This is a genomic window from Bellilinea sp., assembly GCF_053501535.1.
Window position 1 is genome coordinate 90,360 of the sequence record NZ_JBRCOK010000025.1, and the last position, 16,028, is coordinate 106,387.

At 46.7% G+C, this 16,028-nt stretch carries 13 protein-coding genes; 5 read left to right on the forward strand and 8 right to left on the reverse strand.

Annotated features, from left to right (window positions below; translation table 11 throughout):
- Positions 1-28: 28 nt before the first annotated feature.
- Positions 29-352 carry a hypothetical protein gene (locus ACWIZX_RS02310; RefSeq protein WP_322793151.1) on the forward strand — a complete coding sequence of 108 codons (324 nt, stop codon included), beginning with the start codon at positions 29-31 and terminating at the stop codon, positions 350-352.
- Between the two features lie 8 nt (positions 353-360).
- Positions 361-1,980, forward strand: coding sequence for an FG-GAP-like repeat-containing protein (locus ACWIZX_RS02315; protein ID WP_448334691.1), 1,620 nt, complete (start codon positions 361-363; stop codon positions 1,978-1,980).
- A 9-nt stretch (positions 1,981-1,989) separates the two neighbouring features.
- Here ACWIZX_RS02315 and ACWIZX_RS02320 read toward each other — a convergent pair whose 3' ends face one another.
- The gene (locus tag ACWIZX_RS02320) at positions 1,990-3,822 is read right to left on the reverse strand and encodes an aldehyde ferredoxin oxidoreductase family protein (protein ID WP_448334692.1); all 1,833 of its coding nucleotides are present in this window, start codon (positions 3,820-3,822) and stop codon (positions 1,990-1,992) included.
- Positions 3,823-3,833: 11 nt separating this feature from the next.
- Positions 3,834-4,997, reverse strand: a complete 1,164-nt coding sequence (locus tag ACWIZX_RS02325; protein WP_448334693.1) for an iron-containing alcohol dehydrogenase — start codon at positions 4,995-4,997, stop codon at positions 3,834-3,836.
- Between the two features lie 181 nt (positions 4,998-5,178).
- Here ACWIZX_RS02325 and ACWIZX_RS02330 point away from each other — a divergent pair, with 181 nt between their 5' ends.
- Positions 5,179-6,339, forward strand: coding sequence for a hypothetical protein (locus ACWIZX_RS02330; protein WP_448334694.1), 1,161 nt, complete (start codon positions 5,179-5,181; stop codon positions 6,337-6,339).
- 63 nt (positions 6,340-6,402) lie between these two features.
- Here ACWIZX_RS02330 and ACWIZX_RS02335 read toward each other — a convergent pair whose 3' ends face one another.
- Positions 6,403-6,810, reverse strand: a complete 408-nt coding sequence (locus tag ACWIZX_RS02335; protein WP_322792030.1) for an SCP2 sterol-binding domain-containing protein — start codon at positions 6,808-6,810, stop codon at positions 6,403-6,405.
- An 86-nt stretch (positions 6,811-6,896) separates the two neighbouring features.
- Between ACWIZX_RS02335 and mtnA the strand changes: the two genes are divergently transcribed.
- Entirely contained in the window at positions 6,897-7,961 is a 1,065-nt protein-coding gene (gene mtnA, locus ACWIZX_RS02340) for an S-methyl-5-thioribose-1-phosphate isomerase (protein WP_448334695.1), read from the forward strand.
- Here mtnA and ACWIZX_RS02345 read toward each other — a convergent pair.
- The 5 genes from ACWIZX_RS02345 to ACWIZX_RS02365 are packed head-to-tail and all read right to left on the reverse strand — an operon-like array spanning position 7,946 to position 14,669.
- Entirely contained in the window at positions 7,946-9,235 is a 1,290-nt protein-coding gene (locus tag ACWIZX_RS02345; protein WP_448334696.1) for a glycosyltransferase, read from the reverse strand. The two genes, mtnA and ACWIZX_RS02345, sit on opposite strands and share 16 nt — an antisense overlap.
- Positions 9,232-10,986 (reverse strand): alpha-amylase family glycosyl hydrolase, encoded by a 1,755-nt coding sequence (locus tag ACWIZX_RS02350; protein ID WP_448334697.1) that lies wholly within the window; start codon positions 10,984-10,986, stop codon positions 9,232-9,234. Before ACWIZX_RS02350 ends, ACWIZX_RS02345 begins: the two co-directional genes overlap by 4 nt.
- Entirely contained in the window at positions 10,983-11,573 is a 591-nt protein-coding gene (locus ACWIZX_RS02355) for a histidine phosphatase family protein (RefSeq protein ID WP_322792026.1), read from the reverse strand. Before ACWIZX_RS02355 ends, ACWIZX_RS02350 begins: the two co-directional genes overlap by 4 nt.
- A 33-nt stretch (positions 11,574-11,606) precedes the next feature.
- Positions 11,607-13,424 (reverse strand): glucosyl-3-phosphoglycerate synthase, encoded by a 1,818-nt coding sequence (locus ACWIZX_RS02360; protein ID WP_448334698.1) that lies wholly within the window; start codon positions 13,422-13,424, stop codon positions 11,607-11,609.
- A gap of 9 nt (positions 13,425-13,433) precedes the next feature.
- A complete protein-coding gene (locus ACWIZX_RS02365) occupies positions 13,434-14,669 on the reverse strand; it encodes a glycosyltransferase family 4 protein (protein ID WP_448334699.1) in 1,236 nt (411 codons plus the stop codon).
- A 163-nt stretch (positions 14,670-14,832) separates the two neighbouring features.
- Between ACWIZX_RS02365 and ACWIZX_RS02370 the strand changes: the two genes are divergently transcribed.
- A complete protein-coding gene (locus ACWIZX_RS02370) occupies positions 14,833-15,987 on the forward strand; it encodes an acyl-CoA dehydrogenase family protein (protein ID WP_322792023.1) in 1,155 nt (384 codons plus the stop codon).
- Positions 15,988-16,028: the final 41 nt, after the last annotated feature.

Here is a 16,028-nt window from a genome sequence, read left to right on the forward strand (position 1 = left end):
ACCATACATAGTAAAAGGAGTAACTATTATGACCGAACAGTTTGAAACCCCTGTTGCTGAAACAGAAGATTTATACCATCGTCCGCAGCGTATGATTCGCGTGGCAACCTGGGCTAATATTCTTTCCTGGATTATTTTGGTGGTCGTTGGTCTATTTCTGGTGTTTTTTGTCAGCGCAATCGTAATTACCATAACCCAATCCTCCAACAATCTTTTCATTGAACTGGTGCCAACCATCAGCCAGGCATTATTGATCTTGCTGCCGGGATTATTTTTATTTATCTGCCTGCAGGCTATTGCAGAAGGAATTTATCTTCTGATGGATATTGAGGAAAATACCCGCAAAAAATGAAATCCTCCATGAGTAGATTAATTTTTCTTTCTCTTCTGAGTATCTTAATCTACTGGATTAAGGGTGATGTCTATGCTCAAAACGATGCCGAAAACAACACTTTATTTTTGCCATTAATCAGTAAAGGCATCGGTCAACCCACCTTAAAGTTTGCATACGGAGGATGTTATAACAGCTGGTGTGAAACAGGATGGTATTCCTCTCCTGCGGTAATCAACATTGATGACGATCCGCAGGCTGAAATAATTGCCTCCGCTTATTCTTTATGGGCATTGGATGGTGCCAGTGGTCAATTGCAATGGCGTATAGATCCCCGGCATGGCCGAACATGGCCAGGTATTGTCATTGCAGACCTTCAAAACGATGGCATCAAGGAAATAATTATTGGCCAGGGGGATGGATGGCTTAGTTCATTCTCTTTACAGGGTAGTTTACAATGGGAAAAAAGAATCACAACCTCTGAATTACGTGGACTAAGTGTAGTTGATGTTGACGGTAATGGCTCCGCTCTTGAAATCCTTGTAACTGCCGCTATTGGAAGTAAAACCAGCGTTTGGTTATTATCTTCCAATGGTGAGGTGACAAACGGTTGGCCTCAAGTTGTCAATTCCGATACTACAGGATATGCGTATGGCGTTTTTAATGATAATGCTGCCGTTGCCAATCTGGTTGGTGATGCTAAATTGGAAATTATCCTGCCAACAGATGTTCACTATATTCAGGGCTTTTTCCCTAATGGTTCTCCCCTTCCAGCAAACACTGCCGAATATCCCAATCGAAATGTGTGGGGAAAAGTTGGAGTCTGGGAAGATTTAGCGGTTGAGAAAAGAGGTTGGGGTCAATGTAAAAGTGGCTATTCGCGGTCAGAAAATTATCGCCCAAATTTTGCTCACTCTCCAGCAGCCATAGCAGATTTGGATAACAATGGCACAAAAGAAATTGTGGTCGTTGGCAATGTTTATGACTGCTCCCAAAACCCATACCTTTCTCGTTATTACGGGCCATTCATTTTTCATCCTGACAGAACCCGTTTTCACAATGGGCAATATGACTGGCAATCTACCCCCGTTGACACGGGTGCGCCTCTCTCAGAAAATTACAACGTGATCGAAAGCGCAATGCCTAATCCAGTTTTGGCAGATTTAAATGGAGACAATCTTAAAGAAATCCTCTTTGCGTCATACAATGGAAAAATCCATGCTTTTTGGCTGGATAAAAATGAAAAAGGCAACTGGCCTTATTCAGTCAATTATCCATCCGAAGGAATCCTGCGCTTCGCTTCTGAACCAGTTGTTGCCGATCTGGATAACAATGGCTATGCTGAGGTAATTTTCACCTCCTGGACATCAAAAAACTCAAATAAAAGCGGAAAATTACATATCCTCTCGTATTCAGGAAGCCCGATATATGAGATTGAGCTACCTCCTCCAAAAAATGGGAACTGGAATGGAGGGCTACCCGCACCAACCCTGGCAAATATTGACAACGATCCCGATATTGAAATTGTCATCAATACCGCTCACTCCGGAATAGTGGTGTATGACCTGCCCGGCAGTGCTAATGCTCGAATTTTATGGGCAACCGGCCGGGGAAATTACCAGCGAACGGGTGTTCCTCCTATTGAGTAAAAACCCATTTCAAGTGACGGAGAGTAAATCCTTCAACCCTAGATCCTCTAATTTCTCCTGAAGTGGGAATCCGCTCGTCCTATCCCAGCCGCTGAAGCGGTAATATTCCGCCAGCATCGTTTCCATATCGGGGAGATTACCTTCCTGTCCGCCATCTGTAAGAGGCTGGAGGATCAGCTTCGGTAATTTTTCATTTACGGTTTTCCATCCCAATTTCAAATTATAGAGCCGCTTCATATTCCATGCCCGCTCGCCGGCTTTGAGCATGGTCTGCAAATCCCAGTTCCAATCCATTGCTGCGTTCAAGAGATTAAGAATCTCGGTTGGAGAAACCACCGCAAAAAAACAGGTGGTTAGGCTGTTGCACACCGTCCGCCAGTGCTGATGACGGGCAACCTGTTCGCCTTTTCCCATCGGACTGAATCGATCGGTGAACTCAACTCCGATCTCCTCTATGGTTCCTCCCAACCCCACATTGAAGTAATCGCTCTGGTTATGACACGCCCCTCTGGGCGAGGTAACATAAACCAGTGCCTGTCCGGAAAACGCGCGCGGATCGTGCATGGCAACATCCAGCCCGTTCACCTGAACGGCCAAATCTTCGTCACCATACGCGGCTGCCAATGCTTTACTTCCCCTGGCAAGCAGATTTCCAAAACCCTCTCTGGCAGCCATCTGCCGTAACAGGGAAAAACAGGGTTCGGGATCACCCCATCGAAGAGGTAAGCCCCCACTATCCTTGAGAGTAAGCTTGCCTTGTTCGAACAGCAAATACGCCAGAGCAATTGTATTCCCAGCCGTTATGGTATCCATTCCCAACCGGTCGCAAAGATCCCCCAGCGCAGTGATCGCGGCCAGATCATCCACCATCAATTGTGAACCGAAAGAGCAAATCGTTTCATACTCTGGTCCTTTGGCAACTCCATGGGTGGGGTAGTTTCCATCGGTAATCTCGACCTCACGCCCACAAGAGATAACACAACCCTGACAGGCCGTAGTACCTTTCAGGATTGTTTCAGCCATTGTCGCCCCGCTGATCTTTTCGGCGCCTTCAAATTTCGCCGCGGTCCAGTACTTTTGGGGCATATCCCCCAGGTATTGCAAATACTCCGCTCCGCCAGAGGTACCGGTAGCCCGAAGCACGGCGGTCATATTCTGTTCCAGCAGTTTTTTGTTGACCGCCACCCTTAATTTGCGATATTCCTCATCCCGCCCCATTACCAGGCGCTGCGTACCCCGCACGGCTACTGCCTTCAATTTCTTGGAACCCATTAATGCCCCCATGCCGGTGCGTGCTGCAAGCCGACCGTGATCGGAAAGAATGCCGGCAAAGGGGACTAAATTTTCTCCGGCCAAACCAATGCAGGCCACTTTGGCTTGGGGTACTCCAACCTCTCGACGGATGATTTCCTGAGTTTCATAGGTATCCGCTTTTCCCCACAGATGTTGAGCAGAACGAATTTCTATCGCGTCGTTGTAAATCCAGATATACACCGGTTCTTCCGCAGCACCTTCAATCCATAAAACATCAATTCCGGCAAACCGCAATTCCGGTCCGACAAATCCACCAATATTCGATTCACCCCACCAGCCAGTTTGTGGCGAGCGTCCGCACACCGTAAAACGCCCGGTGGTTGGTCCAGCCGTACCCGTGAGAGGGCCGGTAGCAAATAATAATGGACTTGCCGGGTCGAGCGGATGACGATTGGCATCCAATCCATCCCATAATAACCTGGCTGCCAGACCCGACGCGCCGATAAACCCTTCAATGTGTTCCTGGGGTATTTGATCACGGCTGATTTGATGATTGCTAAGGTTGATTCTGACCAATTTTCCAAACATGACTGTCCCTTCTAAAAATCAATCATCTTGCCTTCGTAGGCATAAAGAAATAATCGGCGCAAATCCTCTTCATCTGGTATGCGCGTTGACATGATCGTCTGGGTGTCGTTCATCGCATTTTCAATCAACTGATCTAATTCAGATTCCAGTGCGGAACGCTCAATCCCCGCTTCGGCGATGCAAACCGGCTGTTCGAGGGCTTCTTCCAGCTCACGTATTTTTGCTGCAAGAGCTGCTCCTGCCTGTTTTTCATTTTTCTCCGACAATCCCAAAAACCCCGCCAATTCTGCATAGCGAGTCCCCCCTTCAGGTGAGTTGGCACAATATTCAATCGTGTAGGGAAGGAACAATGCCACTGCTCTGCCGTGCGGAATCTGAAATAGCGCTCCAAAGGCATGTCCCAAACCGTGTGCCAGCGCTGCCATTGAGTTGCCAAAACCCAACCCGGCAATTGTGGCAGCGTAATGCATTTTTTCTTTTGCCAGCAAATCTCCCTGATAGGCTCTGGGTAAGTTTTCGAAGACCAGTCTGGCAGCCAGCAGACAAAGCCCATCTGTAAACTCGTTATGGTAAGTAGAAGTGAAACCCTCGATGGCATGGGTAAGTGCGTCCAGCCCCGTGTCACTTGTAATGCGGGGCGGTAATCCCTTAATCATGATCGGATCAATAATAGCAATATCCGGAACAACCTCGCGGCTTCCCAACCCCAGTTTCCTCTTTGCCTGATGATCGGAAAGAACCACCGCCCACGTCACTTCTGAACCGGTGCCGGAGGTCGTCGGAATCGCGACCATGTGAGCTTTTTGCCTTAAACCATAGCTCTCTAAAGGATTGATGGCATCCGGCTGGACATCCGGTCTGGCGTAGAGCACCCACATCCCTTTGGCAGCGTCAATAACCGAGCCCCCACCTACGGCGACAATCCAGTCGGGTTCAAATGCCATCATCCTTTGCGCGCCGAATTTGACCGTCTCGAGATCCGGCTCAGGCAAGACCTGATCAAAAATCTCCGCTTGCATGCCGGTCAACTTCAATTGCTCAACTACGGAATCAACCACACCCAACCGAATCAGGGTGGCGTCGGTGACGATCATGGCTTTTTTGCCATGCAGCGAAGCAAGGTGGGAGAGTGCATCCTCACCAAAGACGATTAAGGGGGAAGAGAAGTACCACATATTTACAAACCTTTTTGGGAATAGGGGGAATGCCCTTAATGATACTTTTTTTCCTAAAACTTTACCAGAAATTTTTATAAGGAAGTTATAAAACAAAATTTATTGACTATTTAGATATATTTATTCATAATAAATAGAGCGGTGGAATTTTAAAATTAATCAACCAAAAGGAGTATGGTAAATGAAAAATATCTGGAAATCGGTATTGGGCGTTTTCATGACTGCGCTGATCGCAGTCACTTTGTTGCAATTCTCGAACCACTCGGCCACAGCGAGTGGTGGCGATACTTCTGAGGGTGTTGTTTTGGTAAAAAAGACCGCGTCAACCACCTTTGACCGGCAATGGCAATGGAATATCACAAAAACCGGTGATCAATCAACACTGACATTGGCTGCCGGCCAGCTCTTTCCGGTTAACTATACCGTGACCGTTCAGGCCGTGGCAGTGGACAGTAATTGGAAAGTCAGTGGTCAGATTGCCTTTCAAAACCAATCATCCCTACCTGCCACCATTGAAGCCGTTACGGATGTGATCAGCGGCGGCATTGTTGCAAATGTAAATTGTGACACATCCTTTCCATTCACTTTGCCAGCCGGTTTTACCAAAGTATGCTCTTATCAAGCAAATCTGCCGGATGGTAGCAGCCGCACCAACACCGCCACAGTGGTGACCAGCGGCGATGTCCCCGGCAGTTCAATAACCATCCCATTTTCATTCGGCAGTCCCACTGTTGAATTGGACGAGTGCATTACCGTTGAGGATGACCAGTTTGGCTCTTTGGGCACCGTTTGCGCTAATGAAGCTCCGAAAACCTTCACCTATACCCTGAATGTGGGCGGTCAAGAAGTGTGCGGTTTATACCAGTTTGCCAATATTGCTTCGTTCATTACCAATGACACTGGCACAAAAGGCAGCGCAAAATTTGTCGTCAATTATGATGTTCCTTGCGCTGGCGCCTGCACCCTTACCCCCGGCTACTGGAAAACCCATTCCAAATACGGCCCGGCCCCCTACGATTCAGCCTGGGCTTTGCTCGGAGAGGACAATCTTTTCTTCCTGAGCGGTCAAACCAATTATCAGGTCTTCTGGACTTCACCCTCCGGTGGTAATGCTTACTACATTCTCGCGCATGCTTATCTTGCTGCGAAATTGAATATTCTCAATGGCGCTTCCACCACTTCCAGTGTGGATGCAGCTTTGAGCTTTGCTGAATCCTTCTTCAACACCTATACCCCAGCTGCTACTCTTAGCAGGTCTGTGCGGAGTGCGGCTATCGAGCAGGCTGAAGTGCTCGATAACTATAACAATGGCTTAATTGGCCCGGGTCATTGCAGTAAGTAAAAATCCCGCTCTTACCAGACAAAACGAGGTTCCTGCACACAAAGGAACCTCGTTTTAGTTTTTTTACACAGGAAACTTCGTTGGAATCCGGGTACAGGATTCAACCAGCTCCTTAGCGGCGCGTACATTTTTCATCACCATGGCCATGTTGCCGGTAAGTTTCAGCTGGCCGGTCATCATCGCCTGCATTGGATCTAATTGTTTGGTCATGACCTTTTTCCAAACCGTCACTGGCCCTTTCAATTGAAATGCCGGTTTCATTCCATCCACTTTTCCAACCTGAAACGCATCCCGGCACTCTCCATGCCATAAGTCCATGTAAAGAACGACCGTTTCGGTGAGGGTTCCGCCCGGCTCAATGATAAAATAAAAATCTCCCTCCCAGTTTTTAGCCGCTTCTTTGTAAGATTGGCTGCGATTGAGGTCCTGCATCATCGCCTTAATCCACTCGTCAGATGGAAAGGGATACATCTATTCACCTCCAAGAGAAATAATTTACTCTAAAAATTATAATGAATTTTTTACTTCTCTTCCAAAAAATAGGGAGTAAAGGACCAATGACCACTTACCAAACCCTCCATTGGGAAACAAACACAAATACCCTCATCCTGTTAGATCAACGTACTTTGCCCCACGAGATACGTTATGTGACCTGCAAAGATGAACATCAAACTGCCGAAGCAATTCGTAATATGACCATCCGCGGCGCACCGGCAATCGGCGCGGCTGCCGCGTTTGGTCTGGCGTTAGCCGCTTATCGTTGCGCTGCAACCAACCCAAACGAATTTCGTCAAAGGATGGAACAGGCTGCTCAACTCCTAGCCCAATCCAGACCCACTGCTGTCAATCTGCAGTGGGCATTGAAGCGGGTTTTAAAGGTACTCTCCACAACCGCCGAAAACGTGGAAGAATTACGCCATTTGATTCTTCAAGAAGCCATACGCATTTCGGAGGAAGATGTAGAAATCAATAAGAAAATCGGCCTGAACGCCTTGCAAATCCTGCCGCAAGAAATTAACTTCATCCATCATTGCAACACCGGCGCTCTGGCTACCGTTGATTATGGTACGGCGCTGGGGATTATTCGCACCGCCCATGAACATGGGCGCAAGGTGTTTGTCTTTGTGGATGAAACCCGTCCCCGTCTTCAGGGGGCCAGGTTAACCGCATGGGAACTTCAACAGTTGGGCATTCCTTTCAAAGTTATTGTGGACGGCGCAAGCGGATTTGTGATGAAGCGGTTTCGGATTGATGCAGTCGTGGTGGGTTGTGACCGCGTTGCCGCCAATGGAGATACCGCCAATAAAGTGGGCACATACAATCTGGCACTGGCTGCCAGGGCTCATAAGATACCCTTTTATGTTGCCTGCCCGACCTCCACCATTGACCTGAACATTTCTCACGGCGACCTGATTCCCATTGAAGAGCGCACCGCTGAGGAAATTACCCATATTGAAGGAATTCCCATTTGCCCGCCGGAGACATCGGTATTCAATCCGGCCTTTGATGTGACACCAGCGGAGTACATCACCGCAATCATTACCGAAAACGGCATTTGTTACCCGCCTTTCATCCAATCATTGAGCAATGTGGTTCAGGCCAGCGGCTATCCATTCCGGTGATTGGTGCCGTATATTTCAGTCAATAGCGCTCTGAGGTGCATCTCCAAAACCGAATAGGAGTAATGTTTTCGCGCAACCCGGTAATTGATTCTTGCCATTTCCTCAACAAACTCGGGTTCAAGCAAAGCGCGTCGCGCCATCTGAATGGATTGTTCGGTAATAAAACCATCAAATTCAATCACCCGAAAACCCTTGGGTTTTATATCAATTTCGTAAATCGAATATCGGTTGACCACAATCGGACGGCCAAAATAAACCGCTTCAAGGAAGGCATTTCCGAAGCCTTCAATTTCTGACGGATAGGTCACCAGATCAGCATGAGGATAGACATCAAAGAGCGTGTAAATTTTCCTACCATCCGACGTAGTCCCGCGTTTTTCCTGAATGATGTCCGAAACGAACAGAGTCTTCACTCCCATCCGGCGGGCATAATCTCTGACCCTGTGTTCGTATTCTTTGCCTTCATCACCCGCAGCATGAGAAATCACCAGGCAGGCAGGAAGTTCCAAACGAGAGACCAGCTCAATGGCATGTTCAATGCCCTTGCGCTGGACAACCCGGGTTGGTTGTAATATTAATTTTTCGCGCTCCTCAAGCCCTAAATCCTGCCTTAAAGTTCGGGTATATTCATCCATAGGTGGTGGGGGAGTCTCAAAATCCATCACATTCGGCACAACACGGCTGGAAACGCCTGTTCTTAAGCTCAACTGTTGGCCAGCGACGGAGTTAATCATCACATGTTTCACACTGGGGAATGCCGGCGGAAATGCCATCGTCAGGTAATCCCACACACAATTGACCAGAAAACGCTTGCGCTCCCAGTACATATCATGGTGATGAGCAATGACTGGAAAACCCGTTTCGGCAATGAATTCTGAAATGGCCATGCCCAGCGGGATATTCACAGGAATTGACAAAGCATTTTCTGCAACCAGTAAATCAATCTCAAATTGCTTAACAAAACTCTGCAGATGTTCTTTGAAGTAAACTTTGTACTCTTGAATTTGCTGAGTTAATTGAGGGCTGCGTATGGTTTGATTGAAGGCTTCTTCATGAATCGCTTCCATCTCTGGATGATGAAAAAACATGTTGGGCACCACATAACTGACTTCTGCCGGACGGTCGCACAAACCAGCAAAATAAAAACAGGTATGTCCCATTCGCATAAAAACGGCAGCCCATTTTTCGGCTTCCAGACTTACGCCGTCAGTTCCCGCAAATCGTGTTGAAACAAAACCAATTCTTAAAGAAGAATTTTTCGAGTTCATTGTCATAGCGGTTCGTCTCCTCTCAATTTGGTAATTCGACATATCCATCTGTGTTGATAGGGTAAAAGCCGAACTTCTTGTTCCGCAACCTTTTGATCCGGCGAGAGTAAATCCTCCCAGCGACCGCTGGAGTCGGGTAAACGAACGGTAACTTCCTGGTCTGTGAAGTTATGTACACAAAACACATCTCGTTCCGATTGTGGATCGTATCGCATCAGCGCAAAAATCCGTTCATCCTCGACGATGACTTGTTGCAATGCCGAAGGATCAAAAGCGCGGTACTTTCGGCGAACAGCCAGCATTTTCCTTAATTCATTCCAGATTTTTGATCGCCGGTGTTTCGGATTTTTGATCTCGGATAACACTTCATCTGCCGACAATTTCTGGCGATTGATGGTGCGGTTGGCCCCAGTGAGAGATACTCCCTCCTTCCACCCGCGAGAACCAATCATGGAATGCACATAAATGGCCGGCAGACCTCTCAATGTAAGCAACACGGAGTGAGCTGTCAGGAAACGGACAATCATCAAATCTTCATTATCCAATGCATCAGGGCTGCTCATCGCATCCAGATAATTCACATTCAATTCATAGGGGGAGCGACTTCCATCCGGATTGGCTTTATAACTGACCAATCCGCCCAGTTGCTGGACAGTTGCAACCAATTGATCAATCTCCAAGTCAGATAAAATTCCCCGCACGGGATTGACCCCAACGCCATCATGTGAGGCAAGAAAGTTAAAGAAAGCTGTCCCATCTGCAGGAGTTTGCAGATCACTTGCCCAACGGCTCAGGTAGCGTGTATTTTGAGAATGCACCGTGTGGAGGATCAGCGGAGGTAACGCAAAGTTATACACCAGATGGGCTTCATTCGTTCCATCGCCGAAATAGGAGATGTTCTCCTGATGAGGAACATTGGTTTCGGTTATGATTTTCACATAGGGGGCAATTTCACCCAAAAGCAATCGCCAAAATTGAACCACGGCATGAGTCTGGGGTAAATGTATACAGGTGGTTCCAATTTCTTTCCACAGGTAAGCAATGGCATCCAGCCGGATAAATTGAGCACCAAGGCGGACATAGTCCAGCATCGTCTCGGTCATTTTCTGCAAGACTTTTGGGTTGGCATAATTTAAATCCACCTGATCGGCGCTAAATGTCGTCCAGATATGAATTTTTCCCTCTTTCGATTGAAATTCAGTTAACAGGGGCAAAGCCCGGGGACGAACCACCCATTGCAATCGCTCATCATCAGGATTGGCAGTGATGTAAAAATCTTTATAGTCAGGATCACCCGCCAGAAAACGTTGAAACCACTCATGGCTGACCGAAGTGTGATTCACCACCGCATCAAACATCAACCGAAAGTCTTTGGAAAGAGCCTGAATATCCTGCCAATCCCCAAAATCCGGGTGTACCGATAAATAATCGGCAACCGAAAAACCGTCGTCGGAGGTATACGGAAAAAACGGGAGTAAGTGAAGGGAGGAAATATGCGAATTAAACAAACGCAGCGCAACATCCCGTAAAGTTTGAAGTGGTCTTTCGCCATTTCGGCGAAACTGATCCGCGTAGGTAATCAAGACCACATCGGATTGGTCCAGCGGCAAAGGGAATGAGCGCCTCTCCAAAAATCGGTAGGTCTTTTCGGCTTTTTCGAGGATTTGTTCAAAACAAGTCCAATCGGCATTCCGCTCATAAATAAATTCATAAAGAGATTTCAATCTTTGGCGGGCTTCCTCGGTCAGTACGTTCATCGTTGTTCCCTGCCATTCAAATCCGGCGGCCAGAAGATAATTTGCGGGTCGGCATTGTCCGGAATCAGTTCAAACGCCTTTTCAAGAGGATAACCTTTCACAGCAGCAAGCACGGTTGCTATGGCTAACCCGTGAGATACGATTAAGACCCGTTCTCCTGCGAATTGATGAACAATCTCATCTACGCACTCTTTGACTCTTTCGGCAACTTCCTGCAGACTTTCTCCGCCGGGTGGACGGCTTTGAAGAGGGTTTTCTTTACGCTGCGTAAAATAATCAGCATAACGCTGACGAATTACAGAAAACAACTGCCCTTCCCACTCCCCCTGATGGATCTCCCTCAAGCGTGGATCAATCTTTACTTCTTTATCCCCCGCCAAAATTCTGGCAGTTGAACTGGCTCGCTGGAGATCACTGGAAAAAATTGCGGCAAAATTTACATCTCTCAATCGTTCTGCTAAATCGCGGGCTTGTTTAACTCCAATTTCGTTCAGTGGCATATCTGCTTGCCCCTGATAGCGTCCCTCAACATTCCAGTCGGTTTGACCGTGTCGTACCAACCATAATTCCGTTCTCGTTTTTGGCATTAAACCTTTAAACCTTTCCTCTCTCTTATAAATTTATTCATTCGGGTAAAATTTGGCTCGATATTCAGGTAATGTGATCATTGGAGGGCGCTCCTGTTCGATTATTTCTTTGACTTCCAGATAATAATTGCCGCTTTCGTACTGCACTATTTTCATGGAACGATTGATGTCCTCAAACAAGGGTTGTTTGAAACGTCCTTCCAGCTTTTTTAACACCGCCTGAATGATGACAAACGACATTTTACTGAGCGCAGTCAAACTTTGATTATGATGGATACGCTCCAGCAAATCCACCTGAGCAATTGCCGACAACCCATATTTTTCAAACACATCAATCAATAAACCCGTCTCCACCCCATAACCGGTGAAAAAGGTCAGGTTTTCCAGTACTTTGCGTCTGCCCCCATACTCACCGGAAAGCGGTTGAATTACCCCCGAGAGTTCGGGGTAAAACAAGTTAATCAGTGGTCTGGCAGTCAGCTCGGTGACTCTTCCGCCACCGGTGGATTGAACCCGCCTGCCGGTTTTAAGAGGCCTTTGATAAAATCCCTTTACAAAGTGGATGTTCCTGTTCAAAAGCAAAGGTCCAACCACTCCATATACAAACCGCGGGTGAATATTGACGATATCCGAATCGATCCAGATAATGATGTCACCCTTGGTTACATACAGGCTCTTCCACAGAGCTTCCCCCTTACCCTCTCTGGCTCCGTACTGAGGCAATGTCTGTTGATGAATATAAACCGGTATTCCGAAGGACTCGGCAATTTCTCGGGTTCTGTCAGTGGAATTTGAATCCATTAATACAATTTCATCCAGTAAGCGATGTTTCTCGATAAGTGTTTTTTGAATTGTGCCGATTACATTTCCAACCGTTTCTTCTTCATTCAAAGCAGGCAAAGCAAGACTAATGGCTAAACCCTGTTCTTCCTTCAGGCGAACGAGATTGTCAATATTGTCGAATTCACTGGCGTGAAAGGTGTTTTCAGCAAACCATTTATCCACCAGAATGGAAATGGCTTTTGAACCGATGGTTTCTTTCTTCCAATCCTCCTCTCGGCGGGGTATTTCCTGTTGGGTTTTGACCACCACAACTTCCTGTTCTGTCTCTTCTAACAATTGATCAGCCACTTTTCCAAGGCTGGCTTGCCGTTCTGCACTGGCCTCGGCAATTCCCAAAATGGTAACATCTGATTTTCGAGAAAGTTCAAGGATTTCCGCCAACGGATTGCTGGAAGCCTTGCGTTGATAGTTCACCTCAGGCAGACTGGGTAAAATTCTGGAAATACCTAACAGCGGCGCTTCGACAACCTCGGCACTGGTTTCAGGAAGGAAGAGATGAATGGCGTTTAACTCCGAACGCCGCATTGCCAGAGCCAATCTTAATGATAACTGCGCATGCGGACCTCCACGTAGTGGAATACCAATTTTCGGATGGCGTTTTGAAAAATTACCGCGAATGATCGCAACATTAGCGTTGATTCGTTTGATTCCTTCTATGAAATTGGGCTGATTTTTGGGTAAAGACGACCAATCCAAAATCACCAAATCGGTTCGATGATCTTGCAGATAGGAATTGATGCCATCCCATGGATCGTATGCCACGCTGACGGCAATTTGAGCGTCAAGATGGCGGGAGCGGATGAAATCGTAAAGAGATTTCCGCAATTTTCTGGCGCTTGCATTTCCTGCCGAAAGCGAAGAGGAAGAATCAACTTCGACCACACCCAAAAAAGTCAGGGAGGTTTCTTCAAGCAAATTGCAGAAATTAATCAAATTTTTTTGGACAGTTTCGTTGAAAACTGGCACAACCAGACGCCTGAAAGGTCGAAAAATCCGTTGAGAGTACATCACCACACCTCACCCTGTTTGAAGAACATCCCTGATTAAAGGGGCAATTTTATTCTTGTATATAGCCTCCCACGTGAATTCTCTTTTCACTCTGGCTCTGAAAGAATAAATCGGGTCATGGGTCAATTTTTCAATCATCTTTTCAGCCACAATTTCAGGGGAATCCTTTAATGAAAACAGTGTTGCAGAACCATCAGCCAATGCCCGCAGCGGTGGGATATCACTGCAAAAAATTATTAAGCGGCCCAAACCAGCTTCCAATATGGGAATGCCAAAACCTTCTTCTTTACTGGTCAATAAAAGCACATCCGCCATTCTATAAAAAGAGCCTATCCAATCCTCCGAAATGCCGTTCGGAAAATATTCGGCAAGAAAAATTACCTGATTTTCCAGATCAAGCTTTCTTCTGAGTTCCACCAATTCTTTCAAATATTGTTCATTGGTGGGATTATGCGCGCCAATCGGACCGGTCACCACCAGTTTTAATGCCGAAAGCCTGTGTTTGAGATGAGCGGTAATATGTAACGCCATCTCAAGGTTTTTTCTACGGGTAACGCGGATAGGCATCAATATCAATGGATCAGCAGACAAAAAATGATGCTGGGTTGCCAACCGGTATAGTTCATCGGTTAAACCGATCAAACTTTTTTGATTGATTCCGGCTGGAATTACCCGAACTTTGCCATCATCAATGCCTGTCAATTGCACCATTTCCTTCTTCCGGGCTTCCGAAACAACAACGTGCGTTACACCCTCCCACGCGATTTTACCCAAAATCCATGGATAGGATGGATATAACTCCGCCGAATACTGGTTCGCTGTCCATGCAAAATCATGGTGCCATAAAATGACGGAAAGCTTCTCCTGTCTTGAAGAAACCAGCCGTTTAAGTGCAGCCGTCAAAGCCAGATTTTTATGCTGAGAGGCTACATTATGGGCAATCAATAACCTGGTATCGGTAAGTGCATCTTTCAGCCAGTTGAAAATTTGGTCAACGGTTTGGTCGAAATCCTCCCTGACTTCACCTCGGTCAAGGCTTTTCTTCAATTCAAGGATTTGTGGATTCCGGGAATCTAACAGGGGATAATTTATTACCTCAATGCGCGGATGCCACTGGCTTCCCCTGCCGCAGATAATTTCAACATCATACCCAAAGTTATTTAAACATTCGGCCTGACTGGCCATCACATTCTCTACTCCCCCTACCACCGGCGGAGCAGAGTAATGTAAAAAAGCAACCTTCATTCCTTTCTCCTATCATTTTTTACTTCTTCGTCAAAATATTCCTCAAAGGATTGTAACACATCCAATTTTGGTTTTTTCCGCAAATTATTAGACAAATCAAAGGATTTCTACGGAAGGTTAATGTACAATCAATTGTGGATATTTTTGATAAAAGAGGCGAAAAATGAACTTCGAATGGACACAGGAACAGGAAGACCTGTATCATCAGGCAATAGAATTTGCTCAGAAAAAAATGAATCACAACCTGATTGAGGAAGACCGCAATCAGCACTTCTCCAAAGAAAAGTGGCAAGCCTGCGCAGACCTTGGATTGTTGGGAATGATCATCCCCGAAAAATACGGTGGGTTAGGGTTGGATGCTCTCACCGTCACGCGCGTTCTGGAAGGTTTTGGTTATGGGAGTAAAGACACCAGCATCTTCCTCTCGATTGGTGCTCACATCTGGGCGGTTGAAATGCCTTTACTTCTCTTTGGCAATGAAGAAATCAAGCAAAAATACCTGCCAAAACTGATCTCCGGTGAATGGGTTGGTGCACATGCCATTTCTGAGCCGGCCGCCGGGTCGGATGCCATGTCTATGTCCACAACGGCAGTAAAAGACGGAGACAATTTCATCCTTAACGGAAGTAAAACCTTCGTCACCAATGCACCGGTAGCGGATTTCTTTATCACTTTTGCTACTATCAATAAAAAATACGGTTTCGCCGGCATTACCTGTTTCGCAGTCGAAGGTTCCACCCCGGGGGTCTCGGTAGAATCACACATGGAGAAGATGGGATCAAGGACTTCACCGATGGCAGATGTCATTTTTCGCGATGCCCGCATCCCCGCCTCCAACGTTATTGGAAGCCCAAGCAGCGGTTCCAGGGTATTCTCAAGAATCATGTTTTGGGAACGCGCGCTCATCCTTGCGCCTTTTTTGGGGGCAATGCAGCGTCAAATTGAAGAATGTGTGCGTTATGCTAACGAAAGAGTACAGTTTGGAAAACCCATCTCTGCTTATCAAGCCATTTCAGGAAAAATTGTGGACATGCAGGTGCGTCTTGAATCGGCACGCCTGCTGATTTACAAAGCCGCATGGGAACTAGAACATGGAGATCCAACCATGCCGGCATCCATTGCCAAACTGGTTACCAGCGAAGCCGCCATTCAAACTTTCCTGGACGCCATTCAAGTATTTGGCGGTTATGGCTACACGACAGATTTTGAAATCGAGCGTTACTTAAGGGATGCAATTGGCACCAAGATTTATTCCGGCACCTCCGAAATGCAAAAAATGATCATCGCTACCACCCTTGGCCTGAAAACACAGGGGTAAAATTCATTCAACCGATCACTGCTGTAAAGATTCAAAACAAC